Below are 21,480 nucleotides of genomic sequence, written 5' to 3'. Positions count from 1 at the left end.
AAAAAACCATGACGAATAAAACTGATATCGCTATAGTAGGAATGTCCTGTGTTTTTCCCGGAGCAGGAGATATAGACACTTTTTGGTCGAATATTATTAATAAAGTAGATGCCATAACAGAAGTCCCTGACCATCGATGGGATAAAACATATTATGATCCTTCTTCCTCTGCAATAGATAGATTTTATTGCAAAAGAGGTGGTTTTGTAGATGAATTTGCAGCATTTGACCCGGTAGCTTTTGGAATTTTACCCATAGCTGTAGAAGGGATGGATCCTGATCACCTGCTATCATTAAAAATGGCAAAAAAAGCTCTGGATGATGCAGGGGTTTTTGAGAAAAATATTGCGCTGGACAAAGCCGGAATTATTTTAGGGAAAGGAAACTATCCAGGAATACGTTCTTCCATGGTATCAGAAAAAATGAGAACCGGAGAACATTTGGTTACTTTATTAAAAACAGTACTTCCTGATATTGCTCCCTCAGAATTAATCAAAGTAAAAGAAACATTTTTAGCACAAACAGGACGCTATGGAGCAGATACCACAATGGGATTAATCCCTAATTTGGTAGCATCATTAATAGCCAACAGGTTGGATTTTGGAGGAACGGCATATACTGTGGATGCAGCATGTGCCAGTTCCTTGATAGCCATTGACCATGCCGTAAGAGAACTCAATTCAGGAAGATGTGATCTTGTTCTTGCGGGAGGGATTCATCTATGTCAGAATGAGAGTTTTTATAGCCTTTTTACCCAATTAGGAGCTTTATCAAGAAAGCAACAGATCAGACCATTTGATAAAGAAGCAGATGGTCTTGTTATTGGAGAAGGGTGTGGAATGGTTGTCCTGAAAAAAATGGAAAAGGCACTAGCAGATAACGATAGAATATACGCAGTGATAAAAGGAGTGGGAATTGCTAGTGATGGAGCAGGAACAAGCCTGATGAGCCCGTCCGTATCAGGACAAACCAAAGCAATTGAACAAGCCTGGGAAAATGCAGGAGTCGATAAAACAAATATAGGGTATATAGAAGCGCACGGTACAGCAACAGTATTAGGAGATAAGACAGAAATAACAACCCTTAAACAGGTGTTTGGAGAGAAAGAAGGAACCTCGCAAGTCGGTTTAGGAACCGTCAAGTCTATGATAGGTCATACAATGCCAGCTTCAGGAATTGCAGGTGTGATTAAAACAGCACTGGCTTTATATCACGAAAAACAACCTCCGACATTACATTGTGATGAACCCTTAGATATATTATCGGGGAGTAAATTCTCAATTTTGCAAGAAGAAATTGACTGGAAACAATCTGATACGCCTCGATATGCGGGTATCAATGCGTTTGGGTTTGGAGGGATTAATGCCCATGTCGTATTAGAGGGAGGAGATATTGCTAAGAAACAAAATGCTTCGCAAATAGAAAGTAACATAGAGAAAGACCCTGTGCTTTTATTAAAAAGAACCTCCGGGAGTGCATTAATCCATGCATTGGAGAATGAAGAAACGGAACTGGGAAGAGGAGATCACCGTATTGTATTGTTCAACCCTACTCCTGAACGCATAAAGAAGGCAATTAAGATTATAAAAAGAGGTCGATCCTGGAGAAATAGAAATGACATTTGGTATACGAGTACTCCTTTACTTCAAAATGGAGAAAAAGTATGTTTTCTTTTTCCGGGGCTGGATGGATTGGAAGATAGTACGACAGAAGATGTTTGTCGTTATTTTGATATTCCTGCATTAACGTATCAAAAGAATACAGAGTTGGTAGGCTCTGTAATGAGTGTATTTGCCTGTAGTATTATTTTAGATACGGCTCTTAAAAAAATGAATATAACTCCAGATGTGATAGCAGGTCATAGTCTGGGAGAATGGGTTGGATATATGTCTTCAGGAATTTGTGAAAAAGAAACCACCTTACAAACATTATCAGAACAACGATTGAGTTCTATAAGTGTTCCGGATGTGTTTTTTTTGGTAGTTGGATGTGGTTTAGAGAAAGTTCGTCCAATTATTGAAGGGATAAAAGATATATACCTTTCTCATGATAATTGTCATCACCAGATAATTCTTTGTGGTAAAAAATATGCGTTGGATATCTGCAAAAGAATATTGGACGAGGCACAAATATTCAATCAGGTATTGCCGTTTCAGTCCGGTTTTCACTCTCCTTTTTTTCAGGAGTATGCCAAAGAACTGGAAGATATTAATGTTTGTATACAAAACGCTCCCCGTATTCCTATTTGGTCTGCTACCACTGTTGCTCCATATCCGGATGATATCGAGGGAATAAAAGAATTATCCGTTGATAATTTGTTAAAACCAGTACGTTTTAGAGAGTTAACACAAAAATTGTACGAAGAGGGAGCGCGTGTGTTTATACAAATAGGAGGAGGAGGATTGATAGGCTTTACAGATGATATACTGAAAGGAAAGCAATATTCGGGAATATCGGCAAGTAGTACAAAACGAACGGGAATTAATCAGATTCAGCGAGTGATAGCAGCTTTGTTTGTAGAAGGAAGAGAAGAAGGGATTTCATTCTTGAATCGTATAGAGAAAGAAGTAAAAAATAAAGAAATTAAACTGGCATTAGGGCAAACGTTGATCAAGGATTTTGGAGATATAAAAATTCCTTCAAACTATGAGAAACGAATTCCTACTCATGAGAAAGTTACCCATAAACACCCGGTATTGAAACAGTTTCAGGAAAATTTTGAAAGCATTCAGAAAGCACAGTTAGCAATTACTGAGGTACTGGAAAAACAACTAAAAACAGCAGGGGAGAAGCATCATTATCTGAAATTGACTGATAGAGATACTGTTTTGACAAAAGAACCGATTCCTGAGGATTTCTCTAAGACAATAGAGATCTCTTTAACGAAATACCCCGAGCTGAAAGACCATGCAATGTATGAACAACGAGAAGGATGGATATATCCAGAAGATTTCTTTCCCGTAGTTCCCATGACCATGCTTATTGAGATTATGGCAGAAAGTGTATTGGAGCAGACTGTCGCTAAAAAAATTATTGCGATAGGAGATGTACAGGCATTTAAATGGATGGAAGCAGCCAGTCCTGTACATATAACGCTCAGTGGAACCTGGAAAGATGCGAATAATGCCGTAGTTTCTTTTGGAGAGTACGCTACAGCAACGATCACCATAGGTGATGAATATAAAACACCTCCCTATACTAAGATTGAAGATTTGGGAGAAGAGAGACCAGCCCCATTAACAGAAAAGCAGGTGTATGAAGAACGTCATATGTTTCATGGCGAAGCCTATCAGGGAATTCGACAGTTTTTGCAAAACGGAACCAAAGGAATGAGTGCGTTAATCTCAGGAGGAACAGGAAAAGGTTCTTTACTTGATAATGCAGGACAACTATTCGGATTATGGTGCCATTGGGGGTTATCTGATGATTATGTGGCATTCCCAATGAAGATCAGAAAGATTCAGTTTTTTGATGATTTTCTGAAACAAGACGGAATTATAAAATGTGTATGCAGACTGGAAAAAGAAACTGACGAAATATTGATTGCTAAAATGATTCTTTACAAAGGAGATCAGGTATGGGCGACCATTACAGGTTGGCAAAATAAACGACTGGGCTTTGATGCTATTATGTCTAAAACTTATAGATCAATACGAGCACATAAATTGTCAGATGAAATTTTGCCAGGAATCTCATTATTTCACGGACACTATAAGCGAGTTACTGCCTGGGGGTATGTCATGAGACGTTACCTGAATTCTAAAGAAAAAGAAGTATTTAATTCGTTAAAGCTTTCTCAACAACGTTCTTGGTTAATGGGAAAAGTAGCTATCAAGGATGCAGTGTGTAAGTATATTGCTGATACGACAGGGAATCAGTTGTTCCCAGGGGAGATAACAGTACATTCTGACCCTTCGGGAAAACCATATGTTACCGGAGAAGGAAATGAGTTGGAGGGAATCCATGTCTCTTTATCACATAAAGAAAAACTGGCAGTAGCCACTGTTTCATCAATCAGAAATCCGGGAATCGATTTAGAAGAAATAAAAGATAGGGGAGAAGGCTTTATAGCAGTTTCATTTCATGAGCAGGAAGTTGCTCTTCTGTCAGAAAAAGAAGCTTATTGGGAATGGATCACCAGAGGATGGTCGGCAAAAGAAGCTTATGGAAAATCAATGGGAATAGGATTAGGAGGAGCTCCTAAAAAAATAAGAATAAATGAAATTAAGGACGAGCGTATCAAAATAGAAGATACCTGGATTCAAACAAAACGATATAAAAACTATATAATAGCATGGATAAAGTAAACGAAAGACCTGTTACAGCAGACGGAATATTACTACAGTTAAAACAGATGATAATAGAGGTAGTAGGCGAAGATTTCTTAAGTCTGGAAGATATTAATGAAGATTGCTCATTTACGGACGATCTGGAGATGGAGAGTATTGAAATTGTACAATTTGCAGATAAGGTAAAAGGTATGTATGGAGAACATGTAGATCTAGCAGGTTGGATGTCCTCCATGGAAATGGAAAAGATTTTTAACCTGACATTAAAAGAGGTAGTTGCTTACCTGGAAAAAGCAATATTAGCCACTAACTAAAAAAACAGCAATATGGCAATTATCACTGTTAATAATGTAAAGTTTCATGTACAGGAGCTTAACCCTTCAGGTTCTCAAACCATTGTAATGGTATCAGGAATGGTAAGCACATTGGCACAATGGTATTTTACATTAGCCCCTGTATTAGCCAAAAAATATCATGTACTGATGTTTGATCTAAGAGGACATGGAAAAACAGAAAAAGTAACCTATGGGTATGATTTGACAACAATTGCATCAGATGTGATTGGTCTTATGGATAGCAAAAAAATAGCAAGAGCTCATATTTTAGGATATAGTTTTGGAGCGCAAACAGCGCTAAAATGCGCAATACAATTTCCAGAACGATTCGATAAAATCGTTCTTATAGAGTGTCCTAGTACACAGCACACTATGATCCATCGATATATGAAAGAAAATAAGATCACAGATATCGAGAAGGTGAAAAGAGAACTCCCTAATGATGTATTAAAAAGATATAACTTAGAAAGAGAAACTGCTTTTGTAGAAGGGCAAACAGATAAGAAGAGAAAATTTTTGGGAATTTCAATGTTCAAAACATTCGAATTCTTGTGTCAGCAGACAACCTTATTAGAAGATTTACTCAGCGAAGATATTTTTCCCGAAGAAGATTTAGAGAAAATTACATCCGAGGTATTACTCCTGTTTGGAAAAGAATCTGATTGCCTCAAAGAAGCAGAAAGGCTACATAATCACATAGAAAGTACATCGTATTTCCTGAAAAATGGAGGACATTGGTTTATTATGGAAAATCCCGGAGATAGCTTTGATAATATCTTACATTTTTTGCAAACCCCAGTAAGAGAATTAATCAACTAGTAGTAGCGTATAGACATTCACTTATTAATATGAACTAACAAAATAGTAAATCACAATGGCAAAGTTTTTATTTATAGTTCCTCCGTTTTGGGGACATATCAACCCTACTTTGAGCTTGGGAATTTCTTTACTGGAGAAAGGACATCAGGTAGGATGGGTTAGTATTACTGATTTTTCGTATTTACTACCTGATGAAGCTATTTTTTATCAGATAGAAAAGGAAAAATATAAAACCAAGGAAGATGAAAAGAAGTATCTGGAGGAAATGTTTAAAGATATTCCCAGAACATTTGGATTAAAAAGCGTAAAAGTTCTGTTTGAAGATGTACTGGTGCCATTAGCACGATATATGAGTAAGCATATACCTGAGTATATCGAAGCGTTTAAGCCAGATGTAATTATTTCAGATCATCAGGCATTTGCAGGAGCAATTTATGCGTATAAAAATAAGATTCCGTATGTGACCTCTCTCAGTGCTCCTACAGCAATAATGCCCTCTGAAGAATATCCGAAATTTGTAGAGTGGGAAGCTTCAAAGGTAGTAGGATTACAACAAGAGTTAGGAGTATTGACAGATCAACCAATTGTCTGTTCAGAAACCTTATCAATGGTATTTGCGTCATCGATGTTTTTGGGTGCAAATGATCTGGATAAACGATACCAGTTTTTTGGTCCTTCTATAGGAAAACGTCCTTCTGATATGGAATTTGACTTTGATCGATTACAAAAAAGTAACCACAAAAAAATATTAGTTTCCATAGGGACTATTTTTCCGTCAGAAATAATGAAAGATTTTCTGTCAAAGGTAATCGCAGTTATGGGCAATACAGATACGATTGTGGTGGTAATTTCAGATCCGGATTTATTCGAAGAATGGCCGGATAATTTTATTGTCCAAAAAAGGATTCCTCAATTAGAAGTATTGCCTTATCTGGATGGAGTAGTCTGTCATGCCGGGTACAATACTGTTAGTGAGAGTATAGCCAATGGTTTGCCTCTTGTTGTACTACCGATTGCATTTGATCAATCTCGAGTCGCAGAAAGAGTAGATGCATTAGGTTGTGGGATTCGATTGCGTTTCAAACGATTAAAGGAAGAAGAATTGGAAACAGCTATAACCTCTATATTGACGAATGCTTCTTATCGAATGGCAGCAGAAAATGTGAGAGATTCTTTTGTAGCCACAGGAGGCATTGAAGCAGCGGTAAAACAATTGGAAAGATTGGTACCACAACAAGTAGCACTTTGATCTATAATCTTCTTAAGACCTGAAATTAGTATGCTGACCGTATTAAAGAATCATGAACCATTACGTAAGTTCTTATTTAAAAGGGCTGTTGTTAATGGAATTTTTAATTGTATTTTGAATTATTTGATACAATATTACTCCTTGTTAAAGTTCGAATCGCTGGCGTTTTTTGAAGGAGAGCAATCAATGGCTAAGGTATTTTTACCCTTACTGTTTTTACTTCCGTTTTTTGTGACCCTAGATGTAGTAAAAAGAACGTATAAGGAAATCGAGAAAGAAAAATTGTCAATATTACATGAAGAAGATTTTAAGTGGTTGCGATTTGCCAGAATTCAAGGGGTGAAAAACGGTGGAATAGCCATAGGAATAGGCTTTGTACTATTATTGGTTACCTTGCAATTATTACCGGAGGGCTTTAGATTTGATAAAGCATACATTCTCGGAGTAGTTCCCGTATTAGCAGGGGTTTTGGCAGTAGTATATACATATTTACCCATTATTGATTTGCGAAAAAAGCAGAAACTAATTTTTTGATTTGGGCTGGATTTCTAGCCTGAATCCTTTATTGTGAATATTGATGATTTCAATCTGGAAATTAGGGTCTTCTTTTAAGTGCCCTCTGAGTTTGGTAATAAAAACATCCATACTCCTGGTAGTGTAATAATCGTCAGATTTCCATATAGAAAGAAGCGTTTTTTCTCTGGGAAGTACTTGCTTTCTGGCATCATACTCACATAACAATCGAAGCAATTCAGCTTCTGTTGGAGTTAGTTTTTTTGTTTTTTTATCGAGAAAAAGTTGCCTGGTTTCATAATTAAACTCGAAACTACCAATAGTATATAAAAGAGGCGTAGTTACCTGTTTAATAGCATTGTTTCTATGAATGACAATAGAAATCTTCATCAGCAGTAACTCGGAGTCAAACGGCTTAATGAGATAGTCATCTGCTCCTATCTGGTAACCTCTTAGCTGGTCTTCTTTTAAGGCTTTAGCAGTTAAAAAAATAAAAGGTATCCCAGGGTACCTTTTTTTTATTTCCTCTGCAAGAGTGAACCCATCTTTTCGCGGCATGTTTACATCCAGAATGCACAAGTCAAATTTTTTATTAGTAATAGCAGTGATGGCTTGCACCCCATCAGGAGCCAACGTAACTTCATACTCATGTAATTCCAGATAACTTTTCATCAGCATACCAAAACTGCTGTCATCCTCGGCTAATAAAACTTGAAATTTATCTTTGTAAACGGTTGTCATAATTAAGATATTGGTAATACAATTTCAAAAGAGCTTCCCTTTCCTTTTTCGCTTTCTACATTAATTTTTCCTTTAAAAAAATGAATAATATTTTCAGCGTAATTAAGCCCAAGCCCAAATCCTTTTACATCGTGTAAGTTTTTGGTAGGAATACGGTAGAATTTTTCAAAAATATGCTTTTTTTCAAGGGCAGAAAAACCAATTCCTTTATCTGTAATTTTAATATGTAATGAGTGGATCGTATTATAAGTTTGAATGGTAATATCTGGCGTGTCTAAAGAGTATTTATTCGCATTGTCCAGAATATTAGAAATCGCCTGATATAGTAAAGCCTCATCCGCAAATAACGTCATTTTTGTAGCAGCGAGATCAACCGTGATTTTTCCTCCTCTCTCCTGAACAGGCAGAACCCATATATCTAATAACTGTTTGATAAGCTGATGCATGTCTACATGTTCTAGGTTAAGCCTCCAGTGACCTCTGTCTAATTGTGCGTGTTCCAGAATGGTATTGACCATTTCATTAATTCGAATACTTTCTTTGCGAATAATTTTTGTAAAATTTTGAATTGCTGCTGGTTTATTGATGATATGAGCATTCTCGATATTGTCCACTCCTAGTAGAATATTAGCGACAGGGGTTTTGAATTCATGTGTCATATTATTGATGAAGCTGGTTCTCATCTCAGATAGTTTTTTTTGTTGCAAGGCAAATCGTAAGAGATAGAAGAAGCTTGCCGAAATCAAAAGTAACAACGCAATAGATAATGCGATGACAGTTTGTATCTTTTGTAAGATAAACCGGTCCTCTTTTTGCAATAAGAGGTGAAAGCTCTTGTCTTTTTTTTCTGAAGCCTGAAATGGTTTTTGATATGTGGTTTGACTTAGGGTAAGTGTATCGATTTGCTTATCGGATAAATAATCCCATTTCTTTTTATTTTTATTATAGACGCCAAACTGGAAAGGAAGAGAAACTCCAAATTTTTTTAAGGATACCGTTAGCATACTATCCAGATTAAAAACTTTGTAATCCCTGCATTTTACACACTGTTGCGTGATAGTAAGTTCGACTTCTTCCAGTAGATTGGGAAATGCAAGGCTGTCTTTTTTGAAAAATTGATTGATTTGTCTGAATTGCTCCTTTCTTACAGCGAATAATTGATTGTCAAAAGTGACATCCTTTGTTTGTTCTTTTTCGATTCTATAGCTCCCGTAAAAATTATAGGTAGAATCAGGAGAGTAATATTCATATTCATATTCGATATGGTCATCAAGAAGAATTATCTGACGGTTTTTAATTGATAGATTTAGATCAAATTCTGATAAAGCTTTATGAACATTTTCTTTAAACTCGTTATGTTCTTTGGTATAGGAATGAGAAATCCAATACCCCTGTAATATTAAAATACTGATGATAGAAAGAAGAATTAAAGTACTTAACCAGTATGTCAGTTTTTTATTTTTAATCATAAAGGCAAAATTAATAAAGAAGGTTCTATGTGCTAACTGATTAAGGTTTTGTTAACAAAGATTAAGGTTTTGTAAATCAGTAATTTCTTTGCGTTTAGCTATTGACGAAATATCATTAAAAAAATAGAAGGAAAACGCACTTGTTCTTTCCCTATATATTAACTTTTCATTAAAATGGATTAAAATTCTATTAAGGAAATCCGCGATTTTCGTCTCTATTTTTGCTTCCGAAAGAATTTCAACATCAGCATTGTTATAATGAAGGCGTAGAAGGATTCATGTCTTATAGGTATCAGTGGTGCCAGAAGCCATTTTAGTGAATGTCTGCTTCTTTTTGTAATAAACGGCAGATGGATTAAATGATAAAGAATAAAGAAATGAAAAAAGTGAATACCCCATTGATGATAGGCCTCTTGTTATGCTTTTGTAGTATAACGTTATATGGTTCTAATACAATTAAAGGAAGTGTTATAAACCAAAAAACAAAAGAAGGAATTCCTTATGTTAATGTAGGGATATTTGATAAGAATATAGGAACGGTAACTACCGAAAACGGAGAGTTTGAACTTATATTAAATTCTCAATATTTGGGAGAGTTTGTCACTTTTTCAAGTATTGGATTTAAAACAAAAGAGATTGCCGTTTCTGAATTGCTTAAGAAAGAAACGCCGGTAATAATTGTATTAGAAGAGAAAGAAACGATATTAGATGAGGTACTAATTTCTGTAAGAAAAAAAAGAAAATATAAAACGAGAACATTAGGAATCAAACGTGCCTCCAGTTATTACCTGGGCTATATAGGAGGAGAGAAAAAAGCTGGTGCAGAGATTGCTAGGAAGATGCATCCCCGGGGACGCGCTACCATAGTTTCTGCTTCAGTGTATGTAAAAAACATGGATATAGAGAAGAAACCATATACATTAAGACTTAATGTATATGATGTCGATAAAGAAGGAAACCCAGGTAATATACTTCTTAGTGAGCCAGTATATATAACATCTACACGATCAGATGGATGGTTACGTCATACTTTTAAGGAGAAAATCGTTGTCGAAGCGCCTTTTTATATCTCTTATGAATGGTTGACAACAGGGAAAGCAACACCATTTATAGCTCTAAAAGGGTCGTTATACACGGGGGACGCTATACGAACACGCTCCATTAGTTTAGGAAAATGGAAGAAAGAAAGAGGATTTAATTTTGCGATACAAAGTGTTGTATTGAAATAAGAAACGCTTGTATATTTTTTTAATATGCTATAGAAAAGTTGTACGACCTATTTGTTGTACAACTTTCTTTTATTTAGAAGTGTCTTTTAAGTACCTTGCAGGAACGATTATATTGACGAGGGAAAACATTAAGAATGTATAAGGAAAATTAGAAATTAATTTCGTGAAAAGTAGTACTGTAAAGGAAATAAAATCAGCACTGTCAGAATACTCGAATAGTGAATTGATTGCCATTTGTCTTCGTTTGTCCAGATTCAAGAAGGAAAACAAGGAACTATTAACATATTTGTTGTTTGAGGCTGCTGATGAAGAGGAATTCATTACTCAAATTAAAGAAGAAATGGATGAAGCGTTTGAAACGATTAATACACAGAGTATGTATTATATAAAGAAAAGCATACAGCGGATTCTAAGAACGAATAAAAAATATATCCGATACTCATCTGTGGTTGAAACCGAAATAGAAATACTTTTACATTTTTGCCAAAAGTTACAAGCATTTCCAATAGATATACTGGGACATAAGGTGATTAACGGAATGTATGTACGAGAGTTGAAAAATGCCCGAAAAAAAATAGCAACGCTTCACGAGGATTTGCAATATGATTATAATCAATTTATAGAAGCTACTTTTAGACAGTAGTTTTTCTAAAAACAAAAGAAATCAAACGAGGAAGAGTAGTTGTATCATCAGCATCAAACCATTCATCTATTTTTTCAATACTGAAACCATTTCGAATGGCACAATCAGTATATTCTGAGACATGATGAGTAAAACACTGCAAAATATTGAGCTGCCCTTTATCTGTAAACCGCGCTTTACTTCCTGAATATTGTTTAAACGGATGTAATTCACATAAGAAAAACAAACCATTTTTTTGTAACTTTTGTACTGCTTGCCGAAAAATAAAATCAATATCCTGAATGTGTTCTAATGTCAGACTACAGGAGATTAAATCAAATGTGTTATCGGCTACAGGCCATACTTTTGTTAGATCTGATTGTACAAAAAGAACGTTGTTATCCTTAATTTTTTCCTCGGCTTTTCTCAACATTTCAACAGAAAAATCAAGTGCAGTAAGTTGGGTAGCCTTATGTCGGAGCCAGGTAGTATTTTTTCCAGTTCCGCATCCCAGTTCCAGTATAAAAGGGTATTCTTTTGATTGTAAAGTGGTCAGAGCAGCTGTTTTTTCCAGGTCTCTTGTCTTATTAGGCATATCATCATAATGACTAGCCCATAAATTGTATGCATTTTCTGTATTCATCATCCTTGATTTTGTGTTTTAAGATAATGAATACGAATGTTTTTATTCGATAAAAAATGAATGAATTTATCAAGGGGACGGATGTATTCGTTTTTCCCTTATTTTTTTGTTTTCCCTACTACAAAAGTAAAATTTATATGGGAAGTACGCAATATTTTGAAGGTATTTACTAGTATAAAAATGTATAACGAAAAGATCGATACCTATAGTAGTTTTTGTTACAGGAAACACGTAAAACCCTTTCGTGGGATATACGAGAGGGTTTCCAGTATGTTTTGATATTATTTACAGCTTATAAAAAGCATCTGAAATAATATAAGCCAGTGTATTAAAGAAAAGATTTTATTTATATATCAGTTGCTCCTTTTAATCGCTTTTCGATTTTTCGTTTCTTTTCAGTAAGCAATTTCATGATATCCATTAATTTGGTATCTTTTGTTTCTTTATAAATCTCATTGATTGCTAAAATCAATTCTTTTGCTTCTCTAGAAGCTGCTACTCTATCACTTGTAGACATATGGCTCATCTTTCTACTTTCGAATTCTAAGGCTCTTTCTATTAATTCCATGTCTATTTTTTTATAAAATTACAAAATGTTTAATATTTTTATTCATAACTTATACAAAACACTTCTTATTTGGATTCATTATGAATAATATAGTCCATTTCCGGTATTCGGGAACGAATATAATAGGAAGAATATTTTTTTCAGTATAAAAACACCCTTTTTTTCTTTTTTAGCAGATCAAAAATCCTTGTATATTCCCAAATCATAGATAAAAATAATATGTTTGAGACATCTCCAAATTACGTTTTATCATCTGAAATTTTCAATACCGTTTCTAATATATTAGATATAATAATATAGTCAAAAAAAAGAAAAGTCCCAATTATACAGAAGATTTTTTTCTTCGTTAACAAAAGGTTAATAATCGGTTAATGAGTATTTTATATAGTGTTTTTGTGCTTTGGTCGTGTAGTTTTGTTGCTTCTAAACAAAACAACTATGAAAAATATATCAGTAGTAATTACATTTTTTTTAACCACAATACTGGCAGCACAATCATATAATGATCTTGTAATGAGTGCAGAAGAAGCATATAGGAATAAAGCATATGAAGAGAGTATACTATTTTATAAAAAAGCTTTTGATACTAGTGAACCCCAACTGTTGAATAAAAAAGATATGTATAACGCTGCTTGTAGTGCCGCATTGTCTGATAGAAAAGAGTTGGCAATATCTTATGTATACAAAGCAGTCGATATGGGGTGGGATAATTATCATCATTTGATTAAAGACTCAGACTTGAAATCTCTATATGAAGAAGAACCTTGGCGAGAATTGCTATCAAAAATTAATGATAAACACCAGCGTTTTTTGAATTCAAGATTAAATAAGGAGCAGGTTAGTACGTTGGTTACTGATATTATAGCAAAATTAGAGCAAACGTACTTTGATAAAGAAAAAAGTAAAAAAGTAAAGAAAGTTCTTTTACAACAAATTAAAGATAAAGAACTGGTAGGAATGACACCTCCCGAAATAGCAAAGAAGATTAAAGAAACCCTGAGGAATACCACCAATGATATTCATTTTTATATGGGAGTTAAAGAGATCCCAGCCGCTTATAAGACAGGAAAAATAAAAGGTCAGAAAAAAACACACAATAAAAACGGTGGTTTTAGTCAGGTAAGCATACTAGATGGAAATATCGGATATATTAAGTGGGATACTTCTGGGGTTGACCTGACCGTAGCTTTTAAAAAAGTTATAGCGATGTTGGAGTTTCTTGATGGATGTGATTCTTTAATTTTTGATATTACTTCTAATGGAGGAGGGTATGGGGAACTTAGTGGATTTATCAATCAGCATTTATTCGCTACAAAAGAATATCAGCATCTCTTAAAAAAACGCTGCATAGGAGAGAAGGAATGGCATCAAAGTGAAGTGCCTTATAATTATACGGATGGTCCTAACTTTTTTGATGTACCAGTCTATGTTATGGTTTCTGAGAATACGGGCTCTTCGGCTGAATATTTTGCATTTATATTACAGCAAATGAAACGAGCAACTATTGTTGGGAAAACAACAGCAGGAGCAGGAAATCCAGTTACAGGTGTCTCTTTAAAGCATTACAACCTATATATTCCGATTTGTGAAATTAAAACGAAAGAAGGAAAATCAATAGAAGCAAAAGGGGTTGTGCCAGATATTGAATTAAAAAGTGATAACTGGCTTAAGGAAGTAACAACAATTATAAAGAACAAATAATAATAGTCAAGCCTCATTCACATGTTCGATTTATATCGATGGAGTAATGAGGCTTGTTGTAACTAGCTAATTAATAACGTCATTTTTTTTTGGATAATAGATCATCTAATAGTTTTTCCATTTCAGGAGTAGAGGGATAGGGAGCTTTGGATAAAACAATATTTCCTTCAGGGTCTAGTAAGATAAAACTAGGAAGTGAAGTTACTTGGAAGTATTTAATGAAATCAGAATCAAAAGACTCATCAGCAAAAAGCTGTATTCCTTTTAGCTTTTTTTTATGTACATATTTTTTCCATCGTTCGAAATGCTTCTTTTTATCTACTGAAATACTTACGAATTTGATTTGCTGATTGTGATATTTCTTTTCCAACCTTTCTAAATGAGGAACTTCTATTTTGCAAGGACCGCACCAGGTAGCCCACACATCAATTAAGACATAGTTACCTCTGAGGTCTTCCAATGTGGTATTACTCCCATCTATATTATAATACTTAAAACTGGGAGAAGGAGTACCGACGTCTAATTTTTTGATAGAACGGTATTTCTTTTCCAGGTCAGCCAGCGTTTGTCTATCCAGATTCAAAGAACGCAACCCTGAATATAAAGTATCAATTGCATAATCCTCTCTGTCCATGAATTGTATCGTCATATTCAGAATTTCCTTTTGTATAATGTTAGAATTAATACCATTATAAAGCTGGCTCACCTCTTTACTTGTAGAACAGTTATGTATAAGACGATTATAATAATCTCTGATTAATTTGTTATATGATGAAAGCTCTAAGAAGTCTTGTTCATTGGTTATGTCTACTTCTTCAAGTTCATTATAGAATGTTTCAGAAGGTTTGAAGTTTCTATCTTTGATATAATATGCATGAAGGTATATGTATTTAAAAAATCTAAGATAATATTGATAGGTGATATTTTTTTTTTCTTTGATTATAAATGATTCAGGAAGCCCGTCATAAGAGGTTACCAAATCTAAACTTCTTTTTTTGAGTATTAGGTTTTTCTTTTTGTAATCTATCTCATTGAGGAGGCTAAATTGAGCCTCTCCTCCGGTAATGGTATTTTTGAGTTCACTTTTTTTCTGTAGATATTCATTAATAACACTTTCTTTTCCTTTGAAACGGATGGATTTTTCAAAATTATCTGCATCATAAAAAAGTTCCAAGGAGTTTCCCTGAGATAAGTATAACTCAATATAATTTTTAAGGTCCCGAACATAAAAATAACCACTAGAAGTAGTTAGTGTATCGACGAAACTTCCGTCTTTTTCAATATCGATAAATTGAGAAAAATTATTTCCTACCAGATAAAGTTTGTTTTTTGTGACATTTTTTACATTTCCTTTTATAATAATTTTGTCATTTGTAATTACCTTGTCAACTGCCTGTTTTGTTTTAGTATTGCAGTTGATTAAGGTCAAAAATAAGATACTGTATATAATATATTTCATTAGTGTATGTTTTTGATTAACTCTTTTTTTATTGTTGAAATTGCTCAGTAATCGAGCTGTAAATACCTGGAAGTTTATCTAGAATTAAGAACAACTTCCTATATAATGTTTCGTGTATATGTAAAGAAGTGTTTTACTTTAAATAAGGAGTAATCCTATTCGAAATTTTGTATTCCTTCCTGTAACCACTGATAATATATTTTGGATCAGGAGTGTATCCTATTGGTGGATTTAGTTTTTTTCTTGATGATCCATCAATACATAAAAAGGTTGAGAATTAGTCTTATATCGTATTGCCTGTAGTTCACTCCATTTTTGACCTCTATACCGAAGTGTTTTTCCCGGATATAGTTTAGAGGGGACGCGTTCTCCGTTTTTAAAAGGACGTTTATCATCTACATACAGAGAAATAAGTACGACTTCGTTTTTTAATAGGGATAAGATATTAGAAGTTGTCCAGATATTTTGTTCCATTTTTCTACAATTTACACATGCCCAACCTGTAAAATCTAGGAGAATAGGTTTGTTTGTTTTTTTTGCATATGCTATCCCTTGCTGGTATTCTTTATCTTTTGATGAAATTGCGATAAGTGTTTCATCAGAGCACGCGCTTTGTTCTGTGTTTTTTAGATTTACAGGATGTGATAGGTAAAATGTTAAGTCTTCATATTGAGGTGGTAGACATTCCTTATTGTTGCATGCCATATATTCAATTTCGGCAGTAATAACTTTAGGAGGAGTCTCAGTATAAACACGCTGAGAGAAAACCGCCCTGTTTTCAAAATAAGTAATTACCATATCAAAAACAGGATCATAAGCCATATGTCCTTTGCTCTCAGTAATACTGCCAATACATTGATAGTTGTTATTTTTGTTAAAAGAAAAAACAGTAGGGAGAGGACCATTTTTTGGTACCTGAAGAGAATAAGTATGCCATCCTTTTTGAATAGTAGCAATTGCAGTTAATAGATAACTGTTTTTACTATCTTTTTTGATGGATGTATCCCGGCGTACGGGGTGGTGTATTTGAGCAAAAAGAAAAGTCGAACAACCTAGGAAAAAGATAAAAATTATCAGCCTCATAATTGCTTTATTATTGATATTTAAGGAGGCAAAAATGAAAATAGCAAAATGAGCGCAGAAAAATATTCGGTAGCTGTATGAAATCTGTAGGTATTCTGTTGTTTAGAGGTTATAAATAATCAGATAACTGATCTAAGAAAGATTTTTTATGACTTCTGCTTATTGGAATTGTGTGAGCTCCGATTAATACCTGATTCCCTTTAACAGTATCAATTTTACTTTTATTAATAAGGTAGGATTGGTGTACTTTCACAAAGATATTGTTAGGAAGTTTGTGTGTCCATCTTTTCAGGGTGTCATTTAATAGCCATTTTTTGTGAGAAGTGTGGATTGTTATATAGTCATCATCAGACTTTATAAATAAAATATCATCTCGGTCTATTCTGGAAAAAGTTTTATCGGCATAGATGAAAAAAAATGTTCTTTCTGTTTTTCCTTCTTTCTGTTTATTCTTTAACTGAAATTGGTTTTCAGCCTTGCTAACGGCCTTAAAAAATCGCTCGAAGTTAAACGGTTTTAGCAGATAGTCAGTCATTTCTAATTCGAACGCTTCTAAGGCATAATTAGCAAAAGCTGTAGTGATAATTACTTCTGGTTTTACAGGTAATGTTTGCAAAAAAGATAAACCAGAGATCTGTGGTAATTTAATGTCTAAAAAGAGAAGGTCACAACTGGCAATCATACCCATGTCTACATCTAGAGCAGAAGTATACATAGCTATTAATTTTAGTTTGGGATAACGCTCGATATAATTTTTTAATAATTTTTGAGCAGGTCTTTCATCTTCTATAATAATGCATTTCATAATAAGTGTATTTGTAGTCGGACAGAAAAAAAAGAAGCCTCTTTAGTGATGTGTAAGTGATGCTTTTCTGGATATAAAATGTCTAATCGTTTTTTGGTGTTTTCTAGACCAATTCCATTTTCAGAAGATTCCGTTTCTCGAACAGAAGAAAGGATGCCGTCATTTTTACCAGTATATGGATTTTTGCAATAAAAATGTAAGACATTACTATGTTCCCGAATCTCGATAGTAATTGGGTGTTGTTCTCCTGTCAGATTTCCTGTATGCTTAAAAGCATTTTCTATAAAGGTAATTAATAAAAGAGGAGCAATATACAATCGATTATTTGTTATTTCGCTAGTATATTGGACAATAACATGTTCTTCATGTCGAAAGCTTTGTAGGGTAATATAGCTCTCGATAATTTCTAGTTCTCGAGATAAAGCAACCTCTTTAACCTGTCCTTCATACACAACATATTTTAGAATGTCAGAAAACTGAAAAATCAGGTTAGAAAACTTAGAATCTAGATTTTCTACAATAGCATGAGAATAAATAGCATTAAGAGTATTAAAAATAAAATGAGGGTGAATCTGTGCCTTGAGTGATTTTAATTCTGATTGGTACTGTGCTGTTTTAGCAGCCTCTATCTCTTTCTCTTGAGCTGTAAACCGTTCAAACAAAAAGAAGAGAGTAAAGAAAATAATCAAATAAAAAGTTTCGACACCTCTTCGTGTGATACAAAACATATTGAAGCATGTATTACAGGTAAAAAAGGAATCAATAAAAAGACAATTTAGATATGCAGAAAAAATGAGAATAGCAATACCCAGTAGATATAACCATTTTTTTTTATAAAGTTTGTGCCTGAAAATATAGGGAAGACCTATAAGAAATGCACTATAAATAACAATGAGCTTGAATACGATGTCAAGCAGTAATTTTTTGACAGGAAAATGATACTCTTCCATTCCCCAAAATTGTAATAATGGAAAGAAGAAATAGGATACCCAGAAAAAAACGTGAAAACATACAATTAGAATAAAAGTCTTAGAAAACTTACTTTGAAGAGAAACAAAAAGAGAATTCATAAGTAATAACTGTATTGTTTATAGCAGTTGTTTGTCTTTTAGAAGGATCTATAGGCTGCCGATCTTTCTCAAAATTGCAAAATTAGTACCTTCTGACAAAGCGAAATAGGAAGAAAAAATAAAGAAATGTCAATTACCTGCATAATAAGTGTAACAACCGAAAAAAAATGATATCTATAAAGAAAATGAAGATATTGTGAGGTTGCTTTCTATCTAAAATTTAAAGTGTAAATATGCCTTTTGCAAAGTCATGGAAGAAGTTATGTCAATAAAAATTAATTGACGCCTATAGAATTGATATTAGGAATATACAAGCGAATCCTAAATTATTTATAGAAAAACTAATAAAATGAAAAAACAAATTGTACTGGTGGCGTTAATGGCTACTTTATTTAGTTGCAAAAAAGAAGAAAAAAAAGCAGTAGATTATGTTCTTATATCAGGGAATATTCAACACCATAAAGAAGATAACCTAATACTGTATAAAGACGGAGGAATTCAAAAAATTGAAATAGAAAAAGATGGAACTTTTTTAGATACCTTAAAACTTGAACAAGGGTATTATGTGCTATATAATGGTAAGAAAGGAGCAAATCTGTTTTTAACACCTGGGGATAACATTAATATAACGGTAGATGTCGATAATTTTGACGAATCAATCTCATTTACAGGAGAAGGTGCGGGTGAAAATAATTATTTAAAAAATAAAAAACGAACCATATTCGCAATTACAGGGAAACATAAGACTTTGTTTGAGAACGATGTAAAATCATTTGACGAGAAGATAAAAAAAGCGAAAGACATTTCAGAAAAATTGTTAGCATCTACGACTGAGGATATTTCAGAGACTTTTAAAGTCATAGAGAAAAAGAACATTCTATATCATTATTATCAACAGATGAATGATTATCCGTATTATTATGATAGTTACAAGAATATAGAAGGGACTCCTATGCCAGCTAGTTTTAGAAAAGCTTTGCAGGAATTAAATAAAGATAATGAAGAAGATTATAAGACGATTGGAGTTTATAAGAACTTGATTCATGTGTATTATGAAGATCGGTTAAAAAATAAAGAAACAATAACAACTGCATTTGATGAGATAAAAAACTTCAATTCAGCTCTAATACAAAAAAATATAATTCAATATTTAAGTGAAGAGGCAATTATCCCTGGAAATGAAAATGTAAAGCTTATTTATGATAGAATCATGGAAGTTTCTCAGAACGACAGTCTGAAAAAAGAACTGAAAGCAATCTATAGTAAAATTGAAAAAATTGAAAAAGGAAAACCTTCACCTTCTTTTACATACGAAAATATAAATGGAGGTACTACTTCACTAGAAGAATTGCGGGGAAAATACGTATACATTGATATATGGGCTACCTGGTGTGGACCTTGTAAGAAAGAACTTCCGTATTTAAAAGAACTGGAAAAAACATTCCGAAATAAAGAAATAACATTTGTAAGTATTTCAGTAGATGAACAAAAGGATAAAGTAAAATGGAAAAAAATGACTGAAAAGCAAAAACTAAAAGGTGTTCAGTTGATTGCGGATCAAGATTGGGATTCGGATTTTGTAAAAAAATACCTGGTTGAAGCTATTCCTAGATTTATATTATTGGATAAAGAAGGAAAGATTATCACGGCCAATGCAAAAAGACCTTCAAGCCCTGAGCTAAAAAGCACGTTGAACGGTTTATTGTAAAGAACATCAACAGGTGTTAGTGGTCTTTGATAAAGAGTATTACTATATGTAACCGCCTAACTATCTGTTTGAATTATAGTATATTTAAGGATCAATCAATAAAAAAATAAACGTTATGTCTAAAATTAAAAATAGAGTAAAACATATTAAGAGAAAGAGACCAGAAACTACTGTTTTAGTTTTTCTTTTATTTGTGATAGGAGGGGTATATACCTCTATAGCTCAGATAAAAAGTTATGAAGTAAAATCTTTTGATAAAGTAATTATAAGTCCTCATATAGAAGTGATCTTCAGAAAAGGAGAGGAAGAAGCTGTTATTGTAGAAGAAATTACGGAAGATATAGGAAAATTAAATGTAGAGGTCAACGGGAAAACACTTCGTATATATTTAGATGGGGCTAAAATGGTAACCAAAAATGAGAAAATAAAAAAAGATGGTTGGAAACAAAGTAAACCTCTGTATAATGGGACTGTTGTAAAAGCAGTAGTAACGTATAAAAATATCAAATCATTCTCATTGAGAGGAGAAGAACGGTTTGTGATGGAAAGCCCACTTGTATCTGATAGATTGCAATTGAGTATTTATGGAGCATCCCAGTTGATCATGAAAGAAGTAGCATTAAAAGATATGAAAGTTACCATGTACGGGGAAAGCTTTTTAGAAGTGAAGAACGGGGCAGTAGCGCATCAGAAAATTACAGCGTATGGAGAAAGCAAAGTGAGTATGTTATCCGTTAAAAACAAAGAAACAAAAATCACGGCTTATGGAGAGGGAAGTTTTCGGGTGAATGTTTCTGATAGGATAAAAGTAACAGCCTATGGAGAGGCAACAGTAGCCTATATCGGAAATCCACAGATAGATAGAGGGATTGTAATAGGAGAGGCTACAATCGAACAAATTCGAGAACAACTATAGAGTCTCATATAAGGCGTAGAAATAGAAAAGCTTTATCCGAATTTAATTCGGATAAAGCTTTTTTTTGTAGGTACATAGAATGACTTAGCTAGGGTAATAGAAACAAAAGGAGGTGGTGTATTGGTTCAGTTAAGTCTCCTTTTTATCTTTCGATTAGTTGAGTAAAAAGAATTCATTCCCTGAGAGTATCAAAAAAACGAGACATCGTGTAAGCTTTTTATTCTATGTAGGTAAACATAGAGAGAAACGTTTTCCTAAAAA

The 21,480-nt window shown here is 33.6% G+C and carries 18 protein-coding genes; 10 read left to right on the top strand and 8 right to left on the bottom strand.

What is annotated here, in order from left to right; all coding sequences use genetic code 11:
- The first annotated feature begins 8 nt into the window (after positions 1-8).
- The 5 genes from HN014_RS01525 to HN014_RS01505 are packed head-to-tail and all read left to right on the top strand — an operon-like array spanning position 9 to position 7,226.
- Positions 9-4,307: a type I polyketide synthase gene (locus HN014_RS01525; RefSeq protein ID WP_176027147.1), complete on the top strand. Its 4,299-nt coding sequence runs from the start codon at positions 9-11 to the stop codon at positions 4,305-4,307.
- Positions 4,295-4,603 carry an acyl carrier protein gene (locus HN014_RS01520; RefSeq protein ID WP_176027146.1) on the top strand — a complete coding sequence of 103 codons (309 nt, stop codon included), beginning with the start codon at positions 4,295-4,297 and terminating at the stop codon, positions 4,601-4,603. Before HN014_RS01525 ends, HN014_RS01520 begins: the two co-directional genes overlap by 13 nt.
- Before the next feature lie 12 nt (positions 4,604-4,615).
- Entirely contained in the window at positions 4,616-5,443 is an 828-nt protein-coding gene (locus HN014_RS01515; RefSeq protein ID WP_176027145.1) for an alpha/beta fold hydrolase, read from the top strand.
- A 55-nt stretch (positions 5,444-5,498) separates the two neighbouring features.
- A complete protein-coding gene (locus HN014_RS01510) occupies positions 5,499-6,692 on the top strand; it encodes a glycosyltransferase (RefSeq protein ID WP_176027144.1) in 1,194 nt (397 codons plus the stop codon).
- A 30-nt stretch (positions 6,693-6,722) separates the two neighbouring features.
- Positions 6,723-7,226 carry a hypothetical protein gene (locus tag HN014_RS01505; RefSeq protein ID WP_176027143.1) on the top strand — a complete coding sequence of 168 codons (504 nt, stop codon included), beginning with the start codon at positions 6,723-6,725 and terminating at the stop codon, positions 7,224-7,226.
- On the opposite strand, the gene HN014_RS01500 is transcribed toward HN014_RS01505, so the two are convergent.
- Entirely contained in the window at positions 7,215-7,946 is a 732-nt protein-coding gene (locus tag HN014_RS01500; RefSeq protein WP_176027142.1) for a response regulator transcription factor, read from the bottom strand. The genes HN014_RS01505 and HN014_RS01500 overlap by 12 nt on opposite strands.
- 2 nt (positions 7,947-7,948) lie before the next feature.
- Positions 7,949-9,415 (bottom strand): sensor histidine kinase KdpD, encoded by a 1,467-nt coding sequence (locus tag HN014_RS01495; protein WP_176027141.1) that lies wholly within the window; start codon positions 9,413-9,415, stop codon positions 7,949-7,951.
- A 377-nt stretch (positions 9,416-9,792) separates the two neighbouring features.
- Here HN014_RS01495 and HN014_RS01490 point away from each other — a divergent pair, with 377 nt between their 5' ends.
- Both HN014_RS01490 and HN014_RS01485 read left to right on the top strand, forming a co-directional pair.
- Positions 9,793-10,644 carry a carboxypeptidase-like regulatory domain-containing protein gene (locus HN014_RS01490; RefSeq protein ID WP_176027140.1) on the top strand — a complete coding sequence of 284 codons (852 nt, stop codon included), beginning with the start codon at positions 9,793-9,795 and terminating at the stop codon, positions 10,642-10,644.
- 163 nt (positions 10,645-10,807) lie between these two features.
- Positions 10,808-11,287, top strand: coding sequence for a hypothetical protein (locus HN014_RS01485; protein WP_176027139.1), 480 nt, complete (start codon positions 10,808-10,810; stop codon positions 11,285-11,287).
- Here the strand turns inward: HN014_RS01485 and HN014_RS01480 are convergent.
- Positions 11,277-11,912, bottom strand: a complete 636-nt coding sequence (locus HN014_RS01480; protein WP_254884072.1) for a class I SAM-dependent methyltransferase — start codon at positions 11,910-11,912, stop codon at positions 11,277-11,279. The two genes, HN014_RS01485 and HN014_RS01480, sit on opposite strands and share 11 nt — an antisense overlap.
- 343 nt (positions 11,913-12,255) lie before the next feature.
- Positions 12,256-12,477 (bottom strand): hypothetical protein, encoded by a 222-nt coding sequence (locus HN014_RS01475; RefSeq protein WP_176027138.1) that lies wholly within the window; start codon positions 12,475-12,477, stop codon positions 12,256-12,258.
- 438 nt (positions 12,478-12,915) lie between these two features.
- On the opposite strand from HN014_RS01475, the gene HN014_RS01470 reads away from it, so the two are divergent.
- Positions 12,916-14,178: a S41 family peptidase gene (locus HN014_RS01470; RefSeq protein ID WP_176027137.1), complete on the top strand. Its 1,263-nt coding sequence runs from the start codon at positions 12,916-12,918 to the stop codon at positions 14,176-14,178.
- Positions 14,179-14,257: 79 nt separating this feature from the next.
- Here the strand turns inward: HN014_RS01470 and HN014_RS01465 are convergent, their stop codons facing one another.
- The 4 genes from HN014_RS01465 to HN014_RS01450 all read right to left on the bottom strand — a co-directional run bounded on the left by HN014_RS01465 (position 14,258) and on the right by HN014_RS01450 (position 18,253).
- A complete protein-coding gene (locus HN014_RS01465; RefSeq protein ID WP_176027136.1) occupies positions 14,258-15,637 on the bottom strand; it encodes a TlpA disulfide reductase family protein in 1,380 nt (459 codons plus the stop codon).
- A gap of 231 nt (positions 15,638-15,868) precedes the next feature.
- Positions 15,869-16,720: a protein-disulfide reductase DsbD domain-containing protein gene (locus HN014_RS01460; protein ID WP_254884071.1), complete on the bottom strand. Its 852-nt coding sequence runs from the start codon at positions 16,718-16,720 to the stop codon at positions 15,869-15,871.
- 109 nt (positions 16,721-16,829) lie between these two features.
- Positions 16,830-17,525, bottom strand: coding sequence for a LytTR family DNA-binding domain-containing protein (locus HN014_RS01455; RefSeq protein WP_176027135.1), 696 nt, complete (start codon positions 17,523-17,525; stop codon positions 16,830-16,832).
- Positions 17,522-18,253 (bottom strand): sensor histidine kinase, encoded by a 732-nt coding sequence (locus HN014_RS01450; protein ID WP_176027134.1) that lies wholly within the window; start codon positions 18,251-18,253, stop codon positions 17,522-17,524. Before HN014_RS01450 ends, HN014_RS01455 begins: the two co-directional genes overlap by 4 nt.
- A 691-nt stretch (positions 18,254-18,944) precedes the next feature.
- Here HN014_RS01450 and HN014_RS01445 point away from each other — a divergent pair.
- Positions 18,945-20,303, top strand: a complete 1,359-nt coding sequence (locus tag HN014_RS01445; RefSeq protein WP_176027133.1) for a TlpA disulfide reductase family protein — start codon at positions 18,945-18,947, stop codon at positions 20,301-20,303.
- A gap of 115 nt (positions 20,304-20,418) precedes the next feature.
- Positions 20,419-21,219, top strand: a complete 801-nt coding sequence (locus HN014_RS01440; protein WP_254884070.1) for a head GIN domain-containing protein — start codon at positions 20,419-20,421, stop codon at positions 21,217-21,219.
- Positions 21,220-21,480 lie beyond the last annotated feature (261 nt).

The organism is Aquimarina sp. TRL1 (assembly GCF_013365535.1).
Taxonomy (GTDB): Bacteria; Bacteroidota; Bacteroidia; order Flavobacteriales; family Flavobacteriaceae; genus Aquimarina; species Aquimarina hainanensis.
The sequence above is the reverse complement of the archived record's forward strand: the minus strand, read 5'-3'. Positions and strand labels throughout refer to the sequence as shown.